The 17,879-nt window shown below is 61.2% G+C and carries 19 protein-coding genes and 1 pseudogene; 7 read left to right on the top strand and 13 right to left on the bottom strand.

The genetic code is table 11. The features are described 5' to 3' along the window. Window positions 1-4 precede the first annotated feature (4 nt). Window positions 5-409 (bottom strand): Hsp20/alpha crystallin family protein, encoded by a 405-nt coding sequence (locus QM467_RS05155; RefSeq protein WP_283365230.1) that lies wholly within the window; start codon window positions 407-409, stop codon window positions 5-7. Between the two features lie 322 nt (window positions 410-731). On the opposite strand from QM467_RS05155, the gene QM467_RS05150 reads away from it, so the two are divergent. Continuing rightward, window positions 732-1,292, top strand: a complete 561-nt coding sequence (locus QM467_RS05150) for a nitroreductase family protein (protein ID WP_283365229.1) — start codon at window positions 732-734, stop codon at window positions 1,290-1,292. Window positions 1,293-1,308: 16 nt separating this feature from the next. On the opposite strand, the gene ftsH is transcribed toward QM467_RS05150, so the two are convergent. The 5 genes from ftsH to QM467_RS05125 form a co-directional block, all read right to left on the bottom strand. Beyond that, window positions 1,309-3,144 carry an ATP-dependent zinc metalloprotease FtsH gene (gene ftsH, locus QM467_RS05145; protein WP_283365228.1) on the bottom strand — a complete coding sequence of 612 codons (1,836 nt, stop codon included), beginning with the start codon at window positions 3,142-3,144 and terminating at the stop codon, window positions 1,309-1,311. Window positions 3,145-3,236: 92 nt separating this feature from the next. Beyond that, on the bottom strand, window positions 3,237-3,803 hold the full coding sequence (locus tag QM467_RS05140; protein ID WP_283365227.1) for an HPF/RaiA family ribosome-associated protein: 567 nt from the start codon (window positions 3,801-3,803) through the stop codon (window positions 3,237-3,239). 246 nt (window positions 3,804-4,049) lie between these two features. Then, a complete protein-coding gene (locus tag QM467_RS05135; protein ID WP_283365226.1) occupies window positions 4,050-4,616 on the bottom strand; it encodes an isochorismatase family protein in 567 nt (188 codons plus the stop codon). Between the two features lie 68 nt (window positions 4,617-4,684). Then, a complete protein-coding gene (locus tag QM467_RS05130; protein WP_283365225.1) occupies window positions 4,685-5,143 on the bottom strand; it encodes a YbhB/YbcL family Raf kinase inhibitor-like protein in 459 nt (152 codons plus the stop codon). A gap of 128 nt (window positions 5,144-5,271) precedes the next feature. Then, window positions 5,272-5,505 carry a hypothetical protein gene (locus tag QM467_RS05125; protein WP_283365224.1) on the bottom strand — a complete coding sequence of 78 codons (234 nt, stop codon included), beginning with the start codon at window positions 5,503-5,505 and terminating at the stop codon, window positions 5,272-5,274. 165 nt (window positions 5,506-5,670) lie between these two features. Between QM467_RS05125 and QM467_RS05120 the strand changes: the two genes are divergently transcribed. Beyond that, window positions 5,671-6,696 carry a hypothetical protein gene (locus QM467_RS05120; RefSeq protein ID WP_283365223.1) on the top strand — a complete coding sequence of 342 codons (1,026 nt, stop codon included), beginning with the start codon at window positions 5,671-5,673 and terminating at the stop codon, window positions 6,694-6,696. Between the two features lie 2 nt (window positions 6,697-6,698). On the opposite strand, the gene QM467_RS05115 is transcribed toward QM467_RS05120, so the two are convergent. From QM467_RS05115 to QM467_RS05100, 4 genes are all read right to left on the bottom strand, one after another. Beyond that, window positions 6,699-8,072 carry a nicotinate phosphoribosyltransferase gene (locus QM467_RS05115; protein ID WP_283365222.1) on the bottom strand — a complete coding sequence of 458 codons (1,374 nt, stop codon included), beginning with the start codon at window positions 8,070-8,072 and terminating at the stop codon, window positions 6,699-6,701. Between the two features lie 12 nt (window positions 8,073-8,084). Next, the gene (prs, locus tag QM467_RS05110; protein ID WP_283365221.1) at window positions 8,085-9,620 is read right to left on the bottom strand and encodes a ribose-phosphate diphosphokinase; all 1,536 of its coding nucleotides are present in this window, start codon (window positions 9,618-9,620) and stop codon (window positions 8,085-8,087) included. Further along, a complete protein-coding gene (locus QM467_RS05105) occupies window positions 9,617-10,147 on the bottom strand; it encodes a hypothetical protein (protein ID WP_283365220.1) in 531 nt (176 codons plus the stop codon). Before QM467_RS05105 ends, prs begins: the two co-directional genes overlap by 4 nt. A gap of 155 nt (window positions 10,148-10,302) precedes the next feature. Continuing rightward, on the bottom strand, window positions 10,303-10,752 hold the full coding sequence (locus QM467_RS05100; RefSeq protein WP_283365219.1) for a host attachment family protein: 450 nt from the start codon (window positions 10,750-10,752) through the stop codon (window positions 10,303-10,305). Window positions 10,753-10,912: 160 nt separating this feature from the next. Here QM467_RS05100 and QM467_RS05095 point away from each other — a divergent pair. Then, window positions 10,913-11,466: pseudogene (locus QM467_RS05095) on the top strand (IS3 family transposase); the annotation flags it as partial. Between the two features lie 37 nt (window positions 11,467-11,503). On the opposite strand, the gene QM467_RS05090 reads toward QM467_RS05095, so the two are convergent. The 3 genes from QM467_RS05090 to QM467_RS05080 all read right to left on the bottom strand — a co-directional run bounded on the left by QM467_RS05090 (window position 11,504) and on the right by QM467_RS05080 (window position 15,002). Continuing rightward, the gene (locus QM467_RS05090; RefSeq protein ID WP_283365326.1) at window positions 11,504-13,369 is read right to left on the bottom strand and encodes a RiPP maturation radical SAM C-methyltransferase; all 1,866 of its coding nucleotides are present in this window, start codon (window positions 13,367-13,369) and stop codon (window positions 11,504-11,506) included. Window positions 13,370-13,436: 67 nt separating this feature from the next. Further along, the gene (locus QM467_RS05085; RefSeq protein WP_283365218.1) at window positions 13,437-14,576 is read right to left on the bottom strand and encodes a radical SAM protein; all 1,140 of its coding nucleotides are present in this window, start codon (window positions 14,574-14,576) and stop codon (window positions 13,437-13,439) included. 180 nt (window positions 14,577-14,756) lie between these two features. Continuing rightward, on the bottom strand, window positions 14,757-15,002 hold the full coding sequence (locus tag QM467_RS05080; protein ID WP_283365217.1) for a hypothetical protein: 246 nt from the start codon (window positions 15,000-15,002) through the stop codon (window positions 14,757-14,759). A gap of 488 nt (window positions 15,003-15,490) precedes the next feature. Here QM467_RS05080 and QM467_RS05075 point away from each other — a divergent pair, with 488 nt between their 5' ends. The 4 genes from QM467_RS05075 to pqqE all read left to right on the top strand — a co-directional run bounded on the left by QM467_RS05075 (window position 15,491) and on the right by pqqE (window position 17,847). Continuing rightward, window positions 15,491-15,751 carry a hypothetical protein gene (locus QM467_RS05075; protein WP_283365334.1) on the top strand — a complete coding sequence of 87 codons (261 nt, stop codon included), beginning with the start codon at window positions 15,491-15,493 and terminating at the stop codon, window positions 15,749-15,751. 568 nt (window positions 15,752-16,319) lie between these two features. Next, window positions 16,320-16,394, top strand: coding sequence for a pyrroloquinoline quinone precursor peptide PqqA (gene pqqA / locus QM467_RS19895; RefSeq protein ID WP_298421461.1), 75 nt, complete (start codon window positions 16,320-16,322; stop codon window positions 16,392-16,394). Between the two features lie 51 nt (window positions 16,395-16,445). Beyond that, the gene (pqqD, locus tag QM467_RS05070) at window positions 16,446-16,733 is read left to right on the top strand and encodes a pyrroloquinoline quinone biosynthesis peptide chaperone PqqD (protein ID WP_283365216.1); all 288 of its coding nucleotides are present in this window, start codon (window positions 16,446-16,448) and stop codon (window positions 16,731-16,733) included. Between the two features lie 10 nt (window positions 16,734-16,743). Beyond that, a complete protein-coding gene (pqqE, locus tag QM467_RS05065; protein ID WP_283365215.1) occupies window positions 16,744-17,847 on the top strand; it encodes a pyrroloquinoline quinone biosynthesis protein PqqE in 1,104 nt (367 codons plus the stop codon). Window positions 17,848-17,879: the final 32 nt, after the last annotated feature.

The raw sequence follows: 17,879 nt of genomic DNA, 5'->3' as shown, positions 1-17,879 counted from the left end.
CTCCTCAGATGGCCTTGCGAAGGCTGATCAGCAGGCAGCCATTGCTGACCGCCCGGGCAAGCCCATCATAGCGGCCGGGCGGAAGGCGAACCCGCCGCTCGAAACAGCCTTGCGGGAGTTCAAGGCGATGAATGAAAGCCGTGCGCAACTGTGGCGGCAGGACCCGACGGCCTGCTATGACCAATTCTCCGTCCTCGATCGCGGCTTCGACATTTTCTTCGCCAACGCCAGGCAGGGCGATGAAGATCAGGACCTCTTCCTCGGTTTCCAGCACATCGACCGGAGGCTCCCAGACGTTTCGGCCCTGGGCGCGCCTGGGCGGAAAGGCGAGGCTGCGCAAACGCTCCGCACGGGCGAGCATTTCCATCGCCTCCGACCACATCCAACTCGTCGGATCGCCTGCAGCCATGATGACGAACTCCTCGGGTCCTGGCGCCAACGCGCGCCTGTCCGCAGCATATCGGACGGCGGCGTCAACGAATGCCGGCTCAATGTAAGGCCGCAATCACGTCGAGAAAACCGCGATGTTTCAACCCCTCGCCCTGCTGATATTATTCTGGCGCGGAATGGCCTTTTCTTGCCTTGATATGACGCAATCGAAGGCTGCGCGCTCCGACCGCGTTCGCACCGGCTTCGCGTCGGCGCGAGGTTTGACGGCGATCATTTCTCGCCGTCCGTCATTGGCCTATGAGATACAAGCACAGCCGGCCCGGCATCGGGAGGATTTCACCATGGATCTCGACAAGGCCATCCTCGGTCGCCGCTCGGTCCGGGAATATAAAGATCAGCCGCTCGACGCCGGGCTTATTTCCACCTTGCTGCTCGCCGCTGTGCAGGCGCCAAGCGCGGTCAACGAACAGCCGTGGACATTTACGGTCGTGCGCGACCAAAGCTTGCTGAACCGTATCTCGCAAGGCGCAAAGGCTCATCTGCTTGCGACAATGTCCGAGGCCCCCCACGAAGACCATTTTCGTGCGCTTCTGGACAATCCCGATTTCCAGATCTTCTACCATGCGCCCGCGCTCATCCTGATTTCAGCGGCCGCTCAGGGACCATGGATCGTCGAGGATTGCGCTCTGGCCGCCGAAAATCTCATGCTGGCCGCTTACGCCGCCGGCCTCGGCTCATGCTGGATCGGCTTTGCCCAGGGTTTCCTCAACACGCCCGAGGGCAAGGAAATGCTCGGCCTTCCGGAGCCATGGGCGCCGGTGGCGCCGATCATCCTCGGCCATCCCAAAGCGGCGCCGGCGCCGATTCCGCGCAAGCCGCCGGAGATTCGCTGGGTCGGCTGACGCCAAGGTCGGCGCGTCAGGGCGCCGAGAAATTCGCGTTGCCTTCGACGCATTGGCGCACCGCTTCGCCAATCGCCGTCAACTCGTCTCCGGCGAGCGTTTCCTTCTCGAGCAGCCGCTGCGCGGCCTCGCGATGCACGGGCTCGCACAAGGTCAGGATCGTCGTGGCGCGCGAAAATGCGCTGTCGATGAGGCCGCTCACTGCCTTGTCGATCGCCGCGCTGGTTTCCTCGCTCATCGCCGCAGGATTGGCGCTCGTCCCCGGCAGTTCGAGAAAGCGCGGGCGTTCGGCGGCAAATGACGCCTGCCCGACCTCCGTCGTCATGCCGTATCGGGAGACCATGGCGTGGGCGATTTCGGTCGCCCGTTGCAAATCGTCCGCGGCGCCGGTGGTCGGCTGGTGGACGACGGCCACTTCCGCCGCCCTCCCCCCAAGCAGAACCGTCATCCGGTCGATCAATTCGGAGCGGGTCATCAGGTAACGATCGTCGGCCGGCATCTGCATCGTATAGCCGAGAACGCCGATTCCTCTCGGAATGATCGAGATTTTCTTCACCACATCAGTGCCGGGCAGCGCCATGGCGACGATGGCGTGGCCCATTTCGTGATTGGCGACAATCGTGCGTTCCTGCGGGTTGAGCAGGCGCTTGCGCTTTTCCGGACCTGCGACGACCCGCTCTACCGCGGCGGTGAAATCGTCGCTCGAAACCGTTCTGGCGCCGCGCCGTGTCGCCAATGTCGCGGCCTCGTTGACGAGATTGGCGAGGTCCGCCCCGGTGAATCCCGGGGTCAATGCGGCGATCCGGTCCGGCTCGACATCCGCGTCCAGCTTGACCTTCTTGAGATGCACGTTGAGAATTTCAACCCGACCGCCCCGGTCCGGCCGGTCGACCGCGATCTGCCTGTCGAAACGGCCGGCGCGCAGCAATGCCGGGTCGAGCACTTCCGGCCGATTGGTCGCCGCCAGCAACACCACGCCGACGCTCGGATCGAACCCGTCCAGTTCGCTCAACAACTGATTGAGCGTCTGCTCCTTTTCGTCATTGCCGAAGGGGGTCAGGCCGCGCGCTCGCCCCAGCGCATCAAGTTCGTCGATGAAAATGATGCAGGGCGCGCTCGCGCGCGCCTGAATGAACAGGTCGCGCACCCGCGCCGCGCCGACGCCGACGAACATTTCAACAAATTCCGATCCATTGATCGAAAAGAACGGCACGCCGGCCTCCCCGGCCACCGCCCGCGCGAGCAGCGTCTTGCCGGTTCCGGGCGGGCCGACCAGCAGAATGCCTTTGGGAATTCGCGCGCCGAGGCGGCCATAGGTCGCCGGGTCTTTCAGGAAGGCGACGATCTCCTTGAGTTCGTCTTTCGCTTCATCGACGCCCGCCACGTCGGCGAAGCCGATCTTGATGTCCTTTTCGACAAAGACCTTGGCCTTGCTCTGGCCGATGGACATGGCGGCCCCAAATCCCTGGCCCATCCTGCGGCTGAGAAAACTCCAGAAGGCAAAGAAAATCGCGACGGGCACGATCCATGACAGCAAGGTCGCGAGCCAACTGGTGTCGGGCGCGCCAGAAAATTTGACCTTGGCCGCCTCGAGGTCCCGCGCCATGGTTGGATCGACCCGCAGGACGAAAAGGCTCTTGCGTCCATTGGGACGAGCTTCCTTCAAGGTCGCCGTCAACGACCGGTCGGCGACCTCGACGCTCTCGATCCTGTCCTGCCGCAGCAGATCGACGAACTCGCTATAAGGCGCGATTTCAACCTGTTGCGCGGCGGTCCACCATTGCTGCAGCAACAGCAGGACGATCCAGGCGAAGAGCAAATAGCCGATGTTGAAATGCCATTTGTTGTCCATGGGCTCCCTGCGCCCTGCCATTCAAGCGTCGGGCGCGGCGGCCCGACAGCCCGTCACCCGGGAGAAGGGCCTTCCGCATCGCATTCTTGGCGCTAATCGAAGTGATGCTTGCCGATCATGCGCACCGTGCTCGCCTGTGCGCCCTTTTCGCCGGCCTCCTCGACGAACCGGACATCCGAGCCGACAGTAAGGCGGTCAAAGTCTCCGTCGAGCACCGCGTTGCGATGAAAGAAGATCTCGCGGCCATCTGGCGTCTCAATAAAGCCGCAATCTTCGCCGGCCAGGAAGCGCGCCACGCGGCCATGTTCAGGCTCGGCATGCTGCTTCACCTCGTCGCGTAATTCACGGACAACGTCTTCGACCTGCCGGATCGCCGCATCGAAGGCGTCTCTGATCGCAACCGCCGCATGTTCGTGTTCTGGCGCATCGCCATGCGACCTATCGACAATGACATCGTTGTGTCCCGGCATGGCGATGCGCACGTCAATCCGGAAAAGATCGCCGTGCCTGTGTCCCACCGACGATTTGGTCACCGCGACATGGCAACTCGTGATCCGGGAGCTGAATTTTTCCAGACGTTGCGTCTGCTTTGCGATCTCAGCGCGAATAGCCTCCGAGGGTTCGCAATGTTGGAAGGCGATTTCCGTTGGCGTTTGCATGGCCTTGCCCTTCCGCGCTGAATATTGTCTTGATATCGTCTTGGACAGAAGACTCGGATGCGGGCGGGAATGTTCCCGATCCTGGAGCGATCACCGAGGTCGAAGAGGCTCATTGCCAGCTGGGCGAAACATTTCCCGCCTCCAGTCGCCCCCGCCAGAAATCAAAATGATGACGAGATGTCCCGCAAAGCGCATTGACCTGTCGCAACTGCGATTGAGGCGCTCGGTTTCGTGCGGGGCAATGGCTCAATGCGCCGTGCGCACGCCCGCCCCTGTCAGTTCGTTCAGCGCCGCCGCTCCCCCCGCGGCGTTTACTGGCTTGGTCGCAGCGGTGACCAGAACCGTGGAGAACCCCGCCGCCACGCTTTCAAGCGCCGTCGCCCTCACACAAACGTCGAGAGCCAGACCGCAAAGCCAAACTCGGCGGATGCCGCGCCTTCGCAATTCGTCGGCCAGCCCCGTTCGGTCAAAGGCTGAATATTGATCTGAATCGGACCTGTCCCCCTTGCTGACGATGATGGCTCCCAGCGGCAGATGCAGAGCCGGATGAAAATCGGCGCCAGCCTGGCCCTGCACGCAATGGGCGGGCCACGGACCGCCCTGCCCCGCAAAGCTCAGGTGGTCTCGCGGATGCCAGTCCCGCGAAGCGAAGATCGGGGCGCCGGCGCTGGCCGCCTCCTCGATCAAGGCGTTGATGCGCGGAAAAATCGTTTCGCTTCCTTCGACGGGAAGCGCGCCGCCGCTGCAAAAGTCCTTCTGCACATCGACGATGAGCAGCGCATCGCCACTTGAAATATGGTCGCTGGCGTTCATGAAAAATCCTTTTGCCCGCCATTGGGAGGCGGCCCTGGCGTCCGCGAAGCGTCTCACGCCATCGAGGGTCAACGCTGATAGGTGGCGACCAGAACGGCTTCAGCGATCAAATTCTTGTGCGCCTGACGTTCGACGTCGACACAGGACGCCCTCGCGCTGACGACAAGGCGATCGATCGAAAGCGCAAGCAGACGGAAACGATAATGGTGACGCCCATGGCCGTGCGGCGGGCACGGCCCGCCATAGGCCGCCTCGCCGAAATCATTGACGGCCTGGCGCAACCCCTTTCCGTCGCCGCGTCGTCCCGCGCCCTCCGCGAGATCGGTTCTATCGGCGGGAATGTCATAGACCGCCCAGTGGCGCCATACGCCAGCCGGGGCGTCGGGATCGTCGCAGAGAAGGACGAAGCTTCTTGTTCCTGGCGGCGCTTCGCTCCAGTAAAGCGGCGGCGACAGGTTTTCGCCGTCGCATGTGAAGCGTCTGGGAATGACGCCGCCTTCGGAAAAGGCGCTTGAACTGAGCCGCATGGGCCGCCTCCGTCGTGCCTCGACAAACCATAACACCGTCGCCATCAGCTAGCGCGCTCAGGAAACGAGCCTCAAGGATCGCGGGCAAGGATCGCGGGCAAGGATCGCGGGACTGACAGGCGCTGGCGCTAATCCATCGGCGGAGGCTCTTCCTCGTCTGTGGCGAGAAGTTCGACGATGGCGCTGGCCGCGCTCGTCAGCGCGCGTCCGTCCCTCGCAAGAACGTCCCTGTTCCCGATCAGCCAGGCCGCAGCCTCTTCGAGATCGTCCAAACTTGGGTTGAGGGCAAGTATCTCTACGACCTTGACATCGTCAATGTCGCCCAAAATACGCGTCAGTTCCGCTCGCCCGATGACGGACATCTGCGCCTCCAAATTGAACTCTCGCATGAAAACCAATTTCCGGCGTTGATCTGGCGCATGCGCAATTGAGCTCCCTTGCCGCCATGGCGCTCGCGGTTGAGAATGAATCCTCATCGCAGAGGGATTTCAGGTTTGGCGCCATCGTCTTCAAACGGCCTCGCAGGCTTGCCGCCTGCCAGCGGCGCGAGCGTCGCCTTCGCGGACAAGGTGCGGTTTCTGTCGAGTCCGTCCGCCTATGGCGACGCCGCCGTCTCGGTCGAACGCGTCGAGACCCATATGTCCATGATCTTTCTCGCCGGCGACCGCGCCTACAAGATCAAAAAGCCCGTCCGCCTGCCCTTTGCCGACTATTCAACCCTCGAAGCCAGAAAGGCGAATTGCGAGACTGAGGTCAGGCTCAATCGGCGCCTCGCGCCGGAAACTTATCTACGCATTGCGCCGTTGACGCTCACGCCGACCGGCGCGCTTTCGCTCGACGGCGTCGGCCCGGCGGTCGAATGGGTCGTCGTCATGCAGCGCCTGCCGAACGGGCTCATGCTCGACCAATTGCTCGCGACCGGCGCCTTGAAGCCAGAGAACGTCAATCGTCTCGCCAGGTTTCTTGCCGAATTCTACCAGCGGGCGGACCGCCCGGATGTCTCGCCGCCCGATTATTTCGCAAGGCTTCTGGCTGAACAGGACGTCAATCGCGAGATCCTGACACGCCGCTCCTTCGCGGTAGACCATGGGCGGCTGCCCCTCGTTCTCGACCGCCTGGACGCCGCCTTGCGTCTATATCGGCCGTTGCTGGAGGGTCGCGCGGCCGGCCAGTGTCTTGTTGACGGCCACGGCGACCTGCGGCCGGAACATATATGCCTCACGGCGCGCATCGTCATTTTCGATTGCCTGGAGTTCGATGCGCGGTTGCGCCTGGTCGACCCCGCCGACGAACTCGCCTTCCTCGGCATGGAGTGCGAATTGCTCGGCGCGCCATGGCTCGGACGGGCCCTGTGGGACTCCATTTCGTCCGAACTTGGCGACGAAGCGCCCGCCAGTTTGTTTCATCTGCACTTCGCACGCCGGGCGATGCTGCGCGCGCGGCTCACTCTCGCGCATTTGCTTGACCCGTCTCCACGCCAACCGGAAAAATGGGAGCCGCTGGCGAAACGCTATCTCGCTTTGGCGGAACAGGCGCTCGACCGTCTCGGATAAGGCTAAGAGGCCGCCTTGCCTGAAAGGAGACTGTCGCGCAGCGCCTGCGTCTTTTCCCGAAGCCGATCCGACACGACGACGGGATAGGCTCGGCCCGCAGCGGCAAATGCGCGAAATTCAGGCGGCATCTTGCCGATCAGCCGCATGGCCTGGTCTCGAACCGCAGACAGACTCGCCGCCGGCGGGCTCAGGCGCGCTCCCCGGCGCATCACCGGCTGCAAAAGAGGCGTCCCGGCGCAGGACTCGTCGGCGCTCGCAAGCACGTCTCGAACGGCGACTCCGTCCACTTCCTGACGGAAAACCTGCTTGCGGCCGGGCATGGTGCTTTTCAGGCTTGAGAGCTTCATTCTGCCTGCGCCCGCATATTCGGTCAGTTTGTAAACGATATCGAGACTGGGCGCGTCGCCCGACACGCTCATGTCGGTTCCGACCCCAAAAATATCGATTGGCGCGCCGGCTCTGACCAAAGCGTCGATGCGGAATTCGGTCAGCCCGCCGCTGGCGATGATCTTCAGGCGTCCAAGGCCTGCATCATCCAATATGGATCGCGCGCCGCGCGAGAGCGCATCGAGATCCCCGGAATCCAGACGAACGCCGGTCAACCGGCAGTCCGAGCCAAGGCTTTTGGCCAAAGCGACGACGTTCCGCACGCCCTGCAAACTGTCATATGTGTCGACGAGCAGGACCGTGCGCGGGTAAATCCGCATCATGGCGGCAAGGGCTTCAGCCTCGCTGGCGAAGGCCTCCACGAAACTATGCGCCATTGTTCCAGTGACGGGAATTCCATACCGCTCGCCAGCCGCGAGCAGAGACGTTCCGCCGACGCCTGCGATCGCGAAGGCGCGCGCCCCCTTGAGCGCGGCGTCGAAGCCCTGCGCCCGCCTCGCGCCGAAATCCATCACCTGCCGGCCGGACGCCGCTGCCACGACGCGGTGGGCTTTCGACGCTAAAATGCTTTGCAGGCCGATCTGGTTTAGGATGAGCGTCTCAAGAATCTGGCCCTGCCCGATCGGCGCCGCCACCTCCAGTATTGGCTCGTCCGGGAAGAAGGGCGTCCCCTCCGCCATGGCGTAAACGTCTCCGCGAAACCGGAATTCCCGCATCCCGTCGAGGAACTCTCGCGAAAACATCCCCAGAGAGCGAAGATAGTCGATGTCTCCGCGCGAAAAACGGAAGCGCTCGATCTCGGCAAGGACGTCATCCAACCCGCAGGCGATCAACAGGTTGCGGTCCGCGGGCATGTTTCGGACGAAGAGGCTGAACACGGCCTCTTCCGTCATGCCGCACTCCCCAAAGGCGCGCAGCATCGTCAGTTCATAAAGATCCGCGAAGAGGCCGCTGCCCGCCGTTGCGGCTTCCGATCCGTCAAAATCCATTGGCTCCTGCCTTCAGCCGCTGATCCCCGCCATCGGGCTCAGTTCATGTTCGAGCAGTTCATTGATCGAGCCGCCGGAATGGCAGGCGCGAATGACGCCGGCGAGCAGCTTGCCGAGAGGCGCGACTTTCATCCGGCCGCTCCGCACACGGGCTTCTAACGCAGCCCCAGGCATGACGCTGTCGGTGATCCAGATTTCATCGATCGAGGGATCACCGAACAAATTTTCCGCCCCCCCGGTAAACAGCCCATGCGTCGCAACTGCGAGGACCTCGCGTGCGCCGGCCTGCCGGCAGGCCTGCGCCGCCCGCGTCATCGTTCCGCCGCCGACAATCATGTCGTCGAAAATGATTGCGACGCGTCCGGCGACATCCCCGGCGAACAAGTCGCCCGTAACCTTGCCCATGCTGCGTTTCTTGTCGACAAGTCCCTTCGTGACCGGCCTGTTGAGAATGCGTTCGAGCATTTCCCGGAACAGCTCCGCGCGTTTCTCGCCGCCCGGATCGGGCGAAACGACCGCGACCTCCCGCCCCGACAGACGCTCCGCCAACGCATGAGCGAACAGGGCGTTGGCGTCCAGATGTTCGGCGCCGCAACGGAATGCGTTCTGGAACGCCGCCAGATCATGCGCCGTCATGGTGATGACGCAATCGACGCCGACCGCCTCGAACATCTGGGCGAGATAGCGCGTCACGACCGGATCGCGCGGCTTGGTCTGGCGCTCCTTGCGCGCATAGCAAAGGTAAGGCGCCACGACCGTGACCCGCTGCGCCGCCGATTGCTTCAACGCCCCGACGAAGAACAGCAATTTGCAAAGCTTGTCGTTGACGCTCTCGCCCGCGGAAGCGGCCAGGTCGGCAAACACATAGACTTCTCGTCCGCGAACGCCGACCAGCGGCCTGATCTTGCATTCCCCGTCCTCGAATTTTCGCTCTTCATGCGCCGCGACGGCGCATTCGAGCTGCGCTGCAACGGACTCAGCCAGCGCGCGAGAATTGGACAGCGCAAAAATCACGGGACCGCTTTGCGCCGCCCTATGGCTCGGGCGCCGCGCCTCTCCGCCCAGCTCCGGGCGCATTGCATAACCGCCGAGAACGCCGACGATCCGGCCTTGTTCGTCAGCCAGAGGCGTCGCCAGCAAATCAACCACCGAAGCGGGCTCGTCATGGCCCTCGATGGAAAACTCCGCCAGAACCGGCTCTCCCGTCTGGATGACCGTGTCGAACAGCCGACGCAGCCGCGCCGCCTGCCGTTGTCTCGGCGCAAGGCTCAATCTGTCCCCGGCTTTTCCTGTTCCCAGAAGCGCATTGAGGCAGGAGCAGGGACGCTGCAAAATAAAGTCATGTTCAAGGTCGATCCGAACAAGCATGAAGGCGTCCGGCGGGACCGCTCCCTCTTCCAGCGGCATTGTCGGCGCAACCCGGCCATCCCGTAGGGCCTCCCATCGCTCGAAGAGGCCGAGCAATTTTTCCTGGCTCGGCCGAGGGGCGAAGTCGAGGCGCGTGAACAGCCGCCTCAGCGGCGGATCGGCGAAAGCCAGCGTTGTCATGTCACGCCTCCATTCCTTGTCTGGCGCCCGGCGGCAAGCAGCGCCTTCGATCCGGGGATCAGCCGCGTATTGATGTTATCGTCCGCCTCAAGCCAGCCGCGCCGCGCCTGATCGGTTCCAAACGCCAGAGTGGCGAAATCCCCGATCCGGTGTGCGTCAGAGCCAAGGCTCAGCTTGGCGCCTTCTTCCCGGGCCATTCGGCAACACACGTCGGAAAGATCACGGCGATCGGGCTGCGCGTTGATCTCCAGAAAGCATCCGCGCGCTCGCGCCGCGCGAAAAACGCGACCGAGGCCGATGTCGAAGGCGTCGCGCTCGAGCAGCAATCGCCCCGTGGGACGGGCGAGAATGCTGACGTATTTGCTGTCCAGCGCGCGCAAGATGCGTTTGGTCTGCTTTTCGCGCGGCAATCCGAATTCCGAGTGGATGGCGGCCACGACCAGGTCGAGCCGCCTGAGCGCGTCGTCGTCGAGATCGAGCATTCCGTCGCTGAGAATATCGACGCGAAGCCTGTCGAGTTTCGTCATCGCAGCCATCCTGGCGCGCGGTCCTTCGGCATGGCCCCTGTTGGTCCGTGCGATCAACCATTCAATACATTCCCCCGAGGTCGTCCATGATCAGGATCAGGCCGGCGACGGGCGGGCCGAAATATTTCCATAAAAATCGCGCAGACACACGACTTTCACCCAATGATATGTTTCTCGATTTCCCAAACAGGATGTTTGGTGAAGTCCTTGTCGATTTCAGCGACGATCCGCGCCTTCACATCCGCATGAAGCGCGTCCCGCAAACTGGCCAGCGCGCGCGGCGGCGCGACAATGACCAACTCCCGCATGTCACGCTTTCGCACCAGCTCTTCCAGCGCGGCCGACACAATCTGCACGAAATGGCGCTCCTCGAGCTCATGCCAATCCGTCGTCTCCATGGCGCTGCGGCTGCTCGAACCGACGCCCCTGAAGGCCCGGCCAGGACGGTCGCTCCCTTGCTCATGCGTCGCAGGGTTCTCGTCCCTGAAGACGCGCTCGGTCACCAGATTGACGAATTTCTCATCGCCGTCATTGCGAAGAAACAGAGCCTTGCGGCCATCGCCGACGAAAACGAAAGCGTCATGCGCTATTGCGAGCTTGCTCATTTCGCTCTCCTTCGAGAAACCATAGCATCAAGCTGCGAAGGCGCTTTTCGTTCCTTCGCCATCGAAAGCCGCTCTCGCGCGGAATGCAGGGTGATCCCCGTCCGGCTCACAATCCGAACGGATAGACGTCCGGAGCGCCTCCGGCGCGACCGCCGGGAATGCTGTGGCGCCGAACGTTCTGGATCGCCAGTTTGTCGCCGAACGGCCGAACCAGACCCGAAGGGCCGTGAAGCGAATTGGATCGCCGACTTCACCTACATCTGGACGGCCGAGGGCTGGTTGTATGTCTCTGCCGTGATCGAGCTGTTCTCGCAGCGTGCCGTTGGCTGCTCGATGAAGGCGGAAATGACCGCCCAAATGGTCGCCGATGCGCTGGTCATGGCGATCTGGCGGCGCGGAAAACCTGACGCCTTGCTGCATCATTCCGATCAGGGCAGCCAATACACGAGCGATCAGTTCCAGCGCCTCATGACCGACAATGGCGTCACCCGTTCGATGAGCCGGTAGGGGAACGTCTGGGACAATGCGGCGATGGAGTCGTTCTTCTCGTCCGTGAAAACCGAGCGCATCGGCAAAAAAGTCTACCGGCCCCGCGACGAAGCCAGGGCCGATGTGTTCGATTATATCGAGCGCTTCTAAAACACGGTTCGTCGTCACTCGACCATCGGCTATCTCAGCCCGGTTGAGTTCGAGCGGAAGGTGGGATTAGCTTAACCGGGTGTCCACGAAACCGGCAGCCGCTCAATATCCTTCAGCCGGCCCTCGCGGGGACGAGCTTATTTTTGATCGCGCGTTTCCGCTTGATCGTTTCCGCGAACACAGGGCCAAGCCAACGATCGCCCCAAGCTTCGAGGTCGGCCTGTGGATGGGGGCGCTCGAACGGCACGGTGTTGAGCACTTGGCCGTCGTCTTCGACCAACCAGTCACGCAAAATGAGCCGCTCCAGACACGCCTCGGCGTCGACCGGGCGATAGCGACGGTCTCGCCCGACGAGATGGACGAGCGTCGAAACCTGCTGCGGTCTATCGCAAAGCACCATGATCGCGCTTTCTAACGGGGTGAGCGTCGAGACTCCGAATTGGGAATCTCGGATTTCGAGAAAGCCGGGACCCAAGCGGGCGCTGACTCGGCGATCGGACGCAAGCCAGTCACGGACCGCCTCGTTGATTAGATCGAGGTGATCCGCGAAGGCTTGGACCGCGGACGGGCGATCGAAGAAATAGGCGTATCGGTCGGGCGAGAGGACTGCTGGCGGGATCAGATGACGATAGCTCCATGCCGGTTGGAACTCGCCGACGCCAACGCCTTCAGGGTCGTCATGAAAAGGCGAGAATCGGTGAACTTGCGCAAGAGCGGCGAGACCAGACGGCCGCGGCAAATGAAAGATTCGTCGAATAAGCGCGCCGATGCGGTCATAATCCGCCATGGTTTCGCCGGGAAATCCAACAAGCAGGTTATAGGACGCCCGGATGCCAAATTCCTGGCACAGACGAAGGCACATCACGTTTTGAAGGCTGGAGACGCCTTTCCGCATCAGCCTGAGGATGGGCGTTGAGAAGCTCTCAATTCCCGGCTGAACCCAGCGAATCCCTGCCGCCGCCAGCCGTTCGGCCTGGTCCCGGGAGAGGTTGGATTTGATTTCATAGAAGAGGCTCAGGTCGAGGGTCTTCTCGATGAGTTTGTCGCATAATCCGTTCCATGACGCGTGCGGCAGGATGTTGTCGGCCGCCATCAATTCGGTCGTGCGGTAACGCCTGGCGAGACATTCGATTTCCGCCACTATTCGATCCTCGGATTTGCGTCGGTAGCCGATCCCTTCGTTGTTCAGACCACAGAACGTGCAGTGGTGCTTCTCGCCCCACCAGCATCCGCGCGATGACTCGAATGGGATCGCCTTGACGATCCCAGGCTCGAGCCCAAACGCGTTCAGCTGGCGGAAATAGTCATCGTAATTCGGAATGGCCAGCGCTTCGATATCCAGCGTCATTGGCGGATTTGACGTCGATTCCCCCCCGACCGTTATGCCGCGCACATTCTTGGGATCTTCGTGATCGCGTAGCGCGACGATCAGGTCGATCAAGGTCGTGTCGGCTTCTCCAAGGAATACATGGTCGACATAGGCGCGAAACGCTTCTGCGAGCGCCGCCCCCATGGGTCCATGGACGCTGCCGCCGCCGAACAGGATCGTGAGCTGTGGATCCCGCGCCTTGAGCTGCCTGGCGACAAAAAGCGACGCCATGGTCTGGTTGAACGTGCAGCCGAAACCGACAATGCGCGGACGTCGTTCGAGAATTGCGTTCACCGTGCGCTCGACGAACGGAGCGACGTGAGTCGCGAGGATCTGTTTGAACGGGTTCTCGCCGGTCGAGGTCGTGTAGAATTTCAAGAACTCGTCGGACGCCAGCTCATCGGCCGTAAAAATCTGCCGGGCGAAAACATGCTCGCACGCTGCGAAAAGACCGGGAGCGTCGCTCAGCTGCTCGTAGGCCTCAACGCCGATCGATGTGGCCAGATCCATGCAGGGATAGATCACTTCGCAAGGAAACCCGGCCTTCGACACCTGGCTCGACAAGGTCGAAAGACCGAGATTTGGTATCCGGATCGACGCCCAGGGCATCGACACGAGAACGGTTCGCATCGAACCAGCGCCACATGGCGCCTCATCGCCAAGGTCTTGCGCCGGACTAAACAAGGCCGAACGCCTCCAACGGAGCGTCATCCTCGGCCCATATCCGATCGTCCCCTTCGACACGCCGCTGCGCCTCGTCTTTGATCTGGTCTTCGAGCCACGGCTCACGAAAATCTCGCTGAAGCGCGATGGCCAGGAGGATGCGATGGTCGAGCCGGTTTGCTCGCCTGTTCAAGCGATCGACCAGGACAGGATCGGTCAGCATGGCGACGCATTCGTCGCATGTCTGACGGCGCCAGAAGCGCTCCGATCGCTCACCCCATTCGTTCAGCCAGGCCTCCAGGGGCGCAAACCCCCAGAGCCGAATGGTCTGGATCAGGGGGTGTACGCGCCAACGCGACACCATGTCGCTCAGGCTTTCCGTGAAAGCATTGCCGACAAACATCGGCGACCTGATCGATTCATGGCTCAGCGGCGCACAGCATGGCGCACCCGCGCCGTTATTCTGAATCAGCAATCCTGTCGAAGCGCAGGCCGTGCGGTCACGCTCGCTCTCATCGACCTGCGGCGAAACGACCAGAGCCTTGCCGCGCCCAACGGGCCCGATTGGCTGAAAACCGATCCTGCGTCCCGCGAAGCGGTGCACGAAGTCGATCAGCGTCGCTTCCTCAAACGACATCTCGTCGTGATGGGCGACGCGAATGCGCGCGGAGCGGCCCCGGCTCTCAAGCGCAAGAAAAGCTGTCCTGACATTTTCGGCGGGCACAAAGGGAAGGTGGTAAATGTCGGCGGAGATGTCCCAATTTTCGATATTGGGAAATTTGTCGATCAAGGCGTGCGCTTTCGCCGTGTCGCCTGCCCAATGCGCGGCCGTTACAAGGCCGCAAGTCATTCCGGCATTGACAGCCGCTTCGCTGACGATCCTCACGAAGGAATGCGCGAGAACAGGCTCTCCGCCGGTGAAATCAATGAATCGCACGCCGATTTTCGCGAGGTCCGGCATCTGCTCGGCGACATGGTGCGCAAATGCTGTGGTGAAGGTTGTTTTAGCGAACTCCGGCGCTGCGTTCACGCTGCAGTGCTGGCATCTCAATGGGCAGGCGCGCGTGACGCTAAAGCCGAGTCGTTTCGACGCCACCCTTTGCGCGTCGAGAAAAGATCGTGCATGGCGTGGTGACGGTTCGATGTCGTTCATTGGCGTCCTCCGTATTCCGCGCGACGCGTCGGGGATGAATGCCGTTCGACTCTCGATGCGCCGACGTTGAGCGTATCGGCGCCCTCTTTCACTCGCGCCCGGCGGGATACAGCGTCATCCGGAGCGCTTCGGAACGGCGGGGATGACAAGTCGCCCCCGCCTTTTTGATCAAGAACTCTATCAACCGCCGCCAGTCTTGGCTTGGATAGCCGCTTGGGCGCCGCTTGCGAGGACGGTGGAGACGCGATGCAAAGTGGCCTCGTCGAACGCCTGATCGCCGGTGATAATGGAGGTAATATAGGCGCCCGCGGCCTGCTGGCCCGGAGCCGTAGCCGCCGCTGCGGCCGAAGTGACCGCAGAGTTCACCGCGCTCACGCCATGCTGCGCAATGAGCGCAGCTACACTGTCTTTCAAATTGGCTGGCATGGGTTCCTCCTCCTAGAAATGGTGTGTCCGACCAACTTCACGGATGGCGTCGCATATGCCTTGCTTGGATTTATGAAAGGGGCAATCTGCTCCGCCTCATTCATCGGGAATACGATATTTTTTGGCATCGCTCCCATCATCAGACAGATATCCACTCAATAGGCGCTTCGACCTATTGTTTAATAATTCTAAATTCTCTGGATATAAGCTGAAATGACGATATTTATATTTCATTAATTCCCGTTTCTGTCAATAAATATGGTTATATCATAACAGATACGGTTATCGCACCTTAATACAAAACGATAAATATTTATGAACACACCCATCCGGGCGACTCGCGAGCCACTGTCCACTATTGAGCCGCCTCTCACGCTTGAACTCATCGCGCAGGATCGGAGCCACTTATGGGAGCGTTTGGCGTCCAGAGCATCGCTCATCCTCGCGGCGAGGTCGGCCAACAGACCGTATGAAAGCAACCGCGTTTGATGATCGAAGACAGCCGAAGCGATGATGAGTTCGTCGACCTCTGTCCGATCGACAAAGTCCCTCAACTTCGCTTCGACGGTTGTGGGCGACCCGACAAAAGAACAGGACAGCATATTGGCCGCCTGCTCCCGTTCCGCCGCCGAGGCATAATCGAGCAAAACGATGAATGGGCTGTGCAGCGCGCTCGCTACATGACGCTTGAGGCAATGGAGCCCTTAAGCGACGATCCACTCGTCAGCCTGCCCGTCCCGGCCGCCTGACCCATCCCGGCTCAGCCAGGAAAACGACGGCGCCACCGTCAGCTACACCACCATTTGGGACACGATCGCGCGTCTTGCGGAAAACGCCCACCGGCGTGCGCGGTATTCGAACCTCGGCGACGATCAAACGTGGCGCCCGGGCAACCTATGCTGCATTGCGAGATACACTGCGGCCGCGCAAAGTCATTTTGATCCATATCGCGTCTTCCGAAGATGAGTTCGGAACGCGGTCATTGAGACTGAACGCAGGAAAAGAATTGGGCCTATTGGCGGACCGGCATCTCATCATCAGGAGACTCCGCTCGCAAATCGCTGCGATCCCGCAACTGGTTGTCGCTTCATTGTAAGAAATTCGTCATTTTCTTTTCGTCTTCATATTCTTCGCAAAGCAATAACTGCCGCAAATACGCGGCTTTCCGCGCCTCTAATGCCCTTTACCGCATTTTGCTGCTCTTTGGCCGGCATGACGTGTTTAACAAAAGTCAAGATGCATTCCCCGCAAGGCTCCTATGTTTGAAACGGCGAGCCAAACTTGCCGCTGTCAACAACAACTATCGGGGAAAATGCGATGAATTGGATCGAACCCGCCTATTGCGACGTCCGTCTCGGCTTTGAAGTGACCGCCTACGTCTTCGTGCGCTGACCAAAGTTGGAGAGGCTGCAAGGTCTCTCCTTCCCGCCCAACGAGGAGCCGATGGACATCGAAAAGCCTTTGCGTCTGGAAGACGTGGTCGAACTCAATCCCACGCATCATTTCCGTTGGGAGGAGCCGCAGCAGGCGCATGTCCTGCTCTATCCGGAAGGGATCGTAAAACTCAACGAAACGGCCGCCGCCATCATCGAATGCGTCATGGGATCGACGTCGATCGCCGCAGCGGCGGGCGTGATCGAGGCGCGTTACGGCCGTGCTGATCTCATGCCGAAAATTCTTGCATTTCTGGAGGATGCGCGTGCCAAAGGATGGATCAGGATTAAGTCTTGATGGTTTGGGCATGCCTTTGTGGCTTGTCGTCGAACTGACTTACAAATGCCCGCTCAAATGTCCCTGGTGCAGCAATCCGGTGGAGTTCGAGCGCTATCGCAACGAGCTCTCCACCGAGGAATGGAAAACCGTGTTGCGAGACGGCCGCAAGCTCGGCGCCCTGCAACTCGGCTTCACCGGCGGCGAACCGATGCTGCGGCGCGATCTCGAGGAACTGGTCGAGGAAGCCGATCGGCTCGGCTACTACACCAATTTGATCACCTCCGGCGTGGGGCTGACGGTCGATCGCCTGCGCGCCCTCAAGGCCGCCGGTCTCAAGCAGGTCCAGCTGAGCTTGCAGGCGCCCGACCGGCAACTCAACGAGGCGCTGGTCGGTCTCGACGTCTTCGACCACAAGATCGCCATTGCGCACGCCATCAAGGCGGAAGGCCTGCCGATGGTGCTGAACATTCCGATCAGCCGCTACAACATCGAACGAACGAAGGAATTCATCGAACTCGCCGAGGATCTCGGCGTCGAATATGTCGAGTTCGCCAATCTTCAATATTACAATTGGGCGCTGTTGAACCGTGCTGAGCTGCTGCCCACGCGAGAGCAGATCGAACGGTCGGAGCGGCTGGTTCAGGAGGCGCGGCAACGTCTCGGCAAGAAGCTGACGATCTATTTCGTCGTCCCCGATTATTACGACGATCGCCCCAAAGCCTGCATGAACGGATGGGGCGCCATTCACCTGACAATCGCCCCGGATGGAACGGCGCTGCCATGCCAGGAAGCCCGCTTGATCGAGACCATCGATTTTCCAAACGTGCGCGAACGCGATCTGGCGTGGATCTGGCGGGAATCCCCGGCGTTCCAGACGTTTCGCGGCGATTCCTGGATGAAGGATCCGTGCCGCAGTTGCCCGGAGAAGGAAAGGGACTTTGGCGGCTGTCGTTGCCAGGCGTTCCTGCTGACGGGAGACGCAGCGAACACGGATCCGGTCTGCGCGAAATCGCCCAATCGCAGCATTATCGACAAGCTGGTGGGTTGTGCAAAACACGAAAAGCCGGACGGCTCCAACCGTCTGATCATGCGCGACATTCGCAAGCGGCAGTCTCACGCCGATGTCGAGTGATGACACTTCGCAAAATTGAATCGTGAGAAGCA

The organism is Rhodoblastus sp. 17X3, assembly GCF_030056575.1.
In the GTDB taxonomy this organism is placed as follows: domain Bacteria; phylum Pseudomonadota; class Alphaproteobacteria; order Rhizobiales; family Beijerinckiaceae; genus Rhodoblastus.
This window is presented reverse-complemented; position numbering and strand designations above follow the sequence as displayed.

Excerpts from the sequence above, each read along its gene's own strand:
- QM467_RS05155 (WP_283365230.1), bottom strand. The coding sequence starts at position 409 with ATGGCTGCAGGCGATCCGACGAGTTGGATGTGGTCGGAGGCGATGGAA.
- QM467_RS05150 (WP_283365229.1), top strand. The coding sequence starts at position 732 with ATGGATCTCGACAAGGCCATCCTCGGTCGCCGCTCGGTCCGGGAATAT.
- ftsH (WP_283365228.1), bottom strand. The coding sequence starts at position 3,144 with ATGGACAACAAATGGCATTTCAACATCGGCTATTTGCTCTTCGCCTGG.
- QM467_RS05140 (WP_283365227.1), bottom strand. The coding sequence starts at position 3,803 with ATGCAAACGCCAACGGAAATCGCCTTCCAACATTGCGAACCCTCGGAG.
- QM467_RS05135 (WP_283365226.1), bottom strand. The coding sequence starts at position 4,616 with ATGAACGCCAGCGACCATATTTCAAGTGGCGATGCGCTGCTCATCGTC.
- QM467_RS05130 (WP_283365225.1), bottom strand. The coding sequence starts at position 5,143 with ATGCGGCTCAGTTCAAGCGCCTTTTCCGAAGGCGGCGTCATTCCCAGA.
- QM467_RS05125 (WP_283365224.1), bottom strand. The coding sequence starts at position 5,505 with ATGTCCGTCATCGGGCGAGCGGAACTGACGCGTATTTTGGGCGACATT.
- QM467_RS05115 (WP_283365222.1), bottom strand. The coding sequence starts at position 8,072 with ATGGATTTTGACGGATCGGAAGCCGCAACGGCGGGCAGCGGCCTCTTC.
- prs (WP_283365221.1), bottom strand. The coding sequence starts at position 9,620 with ATGACAACGCTGGCTTTCGCCGATCCGCCGCTGAGGCGGCTGTTCACG.
- QM467_RS05105 (WP_283365220.1), bottom strand. The coding sequence starts at position 10,147 with ATGACGAAACTCGACAGGCTTCGCGTCGATATTCTCAGCGACGGAATG.
- QM467_RS05100 (WP_283365219.1), bottom strand. The coding sequence starts at position 10,752 with ATGAGCAAGCTCGCAATAGCGCATGACGCTTTCGTTTTCGTCGGCGAT.
- QM467_RS05090 (WP_283365326.1), bottom strand. The coding sequence starts at position 13,369 with ATGCCCTGGGCGTCGATCCGGATACCAAATCTCGGTCTTTCGACCTTG.
- QM467_RS05085 (WP_283365218.1), bottom strand. The coding sequence starts at position 14,576 with ATGAACGACATCGAACCGTCACCACGCCATGCACGATCTTTTCTCGAC.
- QM467_RS05080 (WP_283365217.1), bottom strand. The coding sequence starts at position 15,002 with ATGCCAGCCAATTTGAAAGACAGTGTAGCTGCGCTCATTGCGCAGCAT.
- QM467_RS05075 (WP_283365334.1), top strand. The coding sequence starts at position 15,491 with ATGATCGAAGACAGCCGAAGCGATGATGAGTTCGTCGACCTCTGTCCG.
- pqqD (WP_283365216.1), top strand. The coding sequence starts at position 16,446 with ATGGACATCGAAAAGCCTTTGCGTCTGGAAGACGTGGTCGAACTCAAT.
- pqqE (WP_283365215.1), top strand. The coding sequence starts at position 16,744 with ATGCCTTTGTGGCTTGTCGTCGAACTGACTTACAAATGCCCGCTCAAA.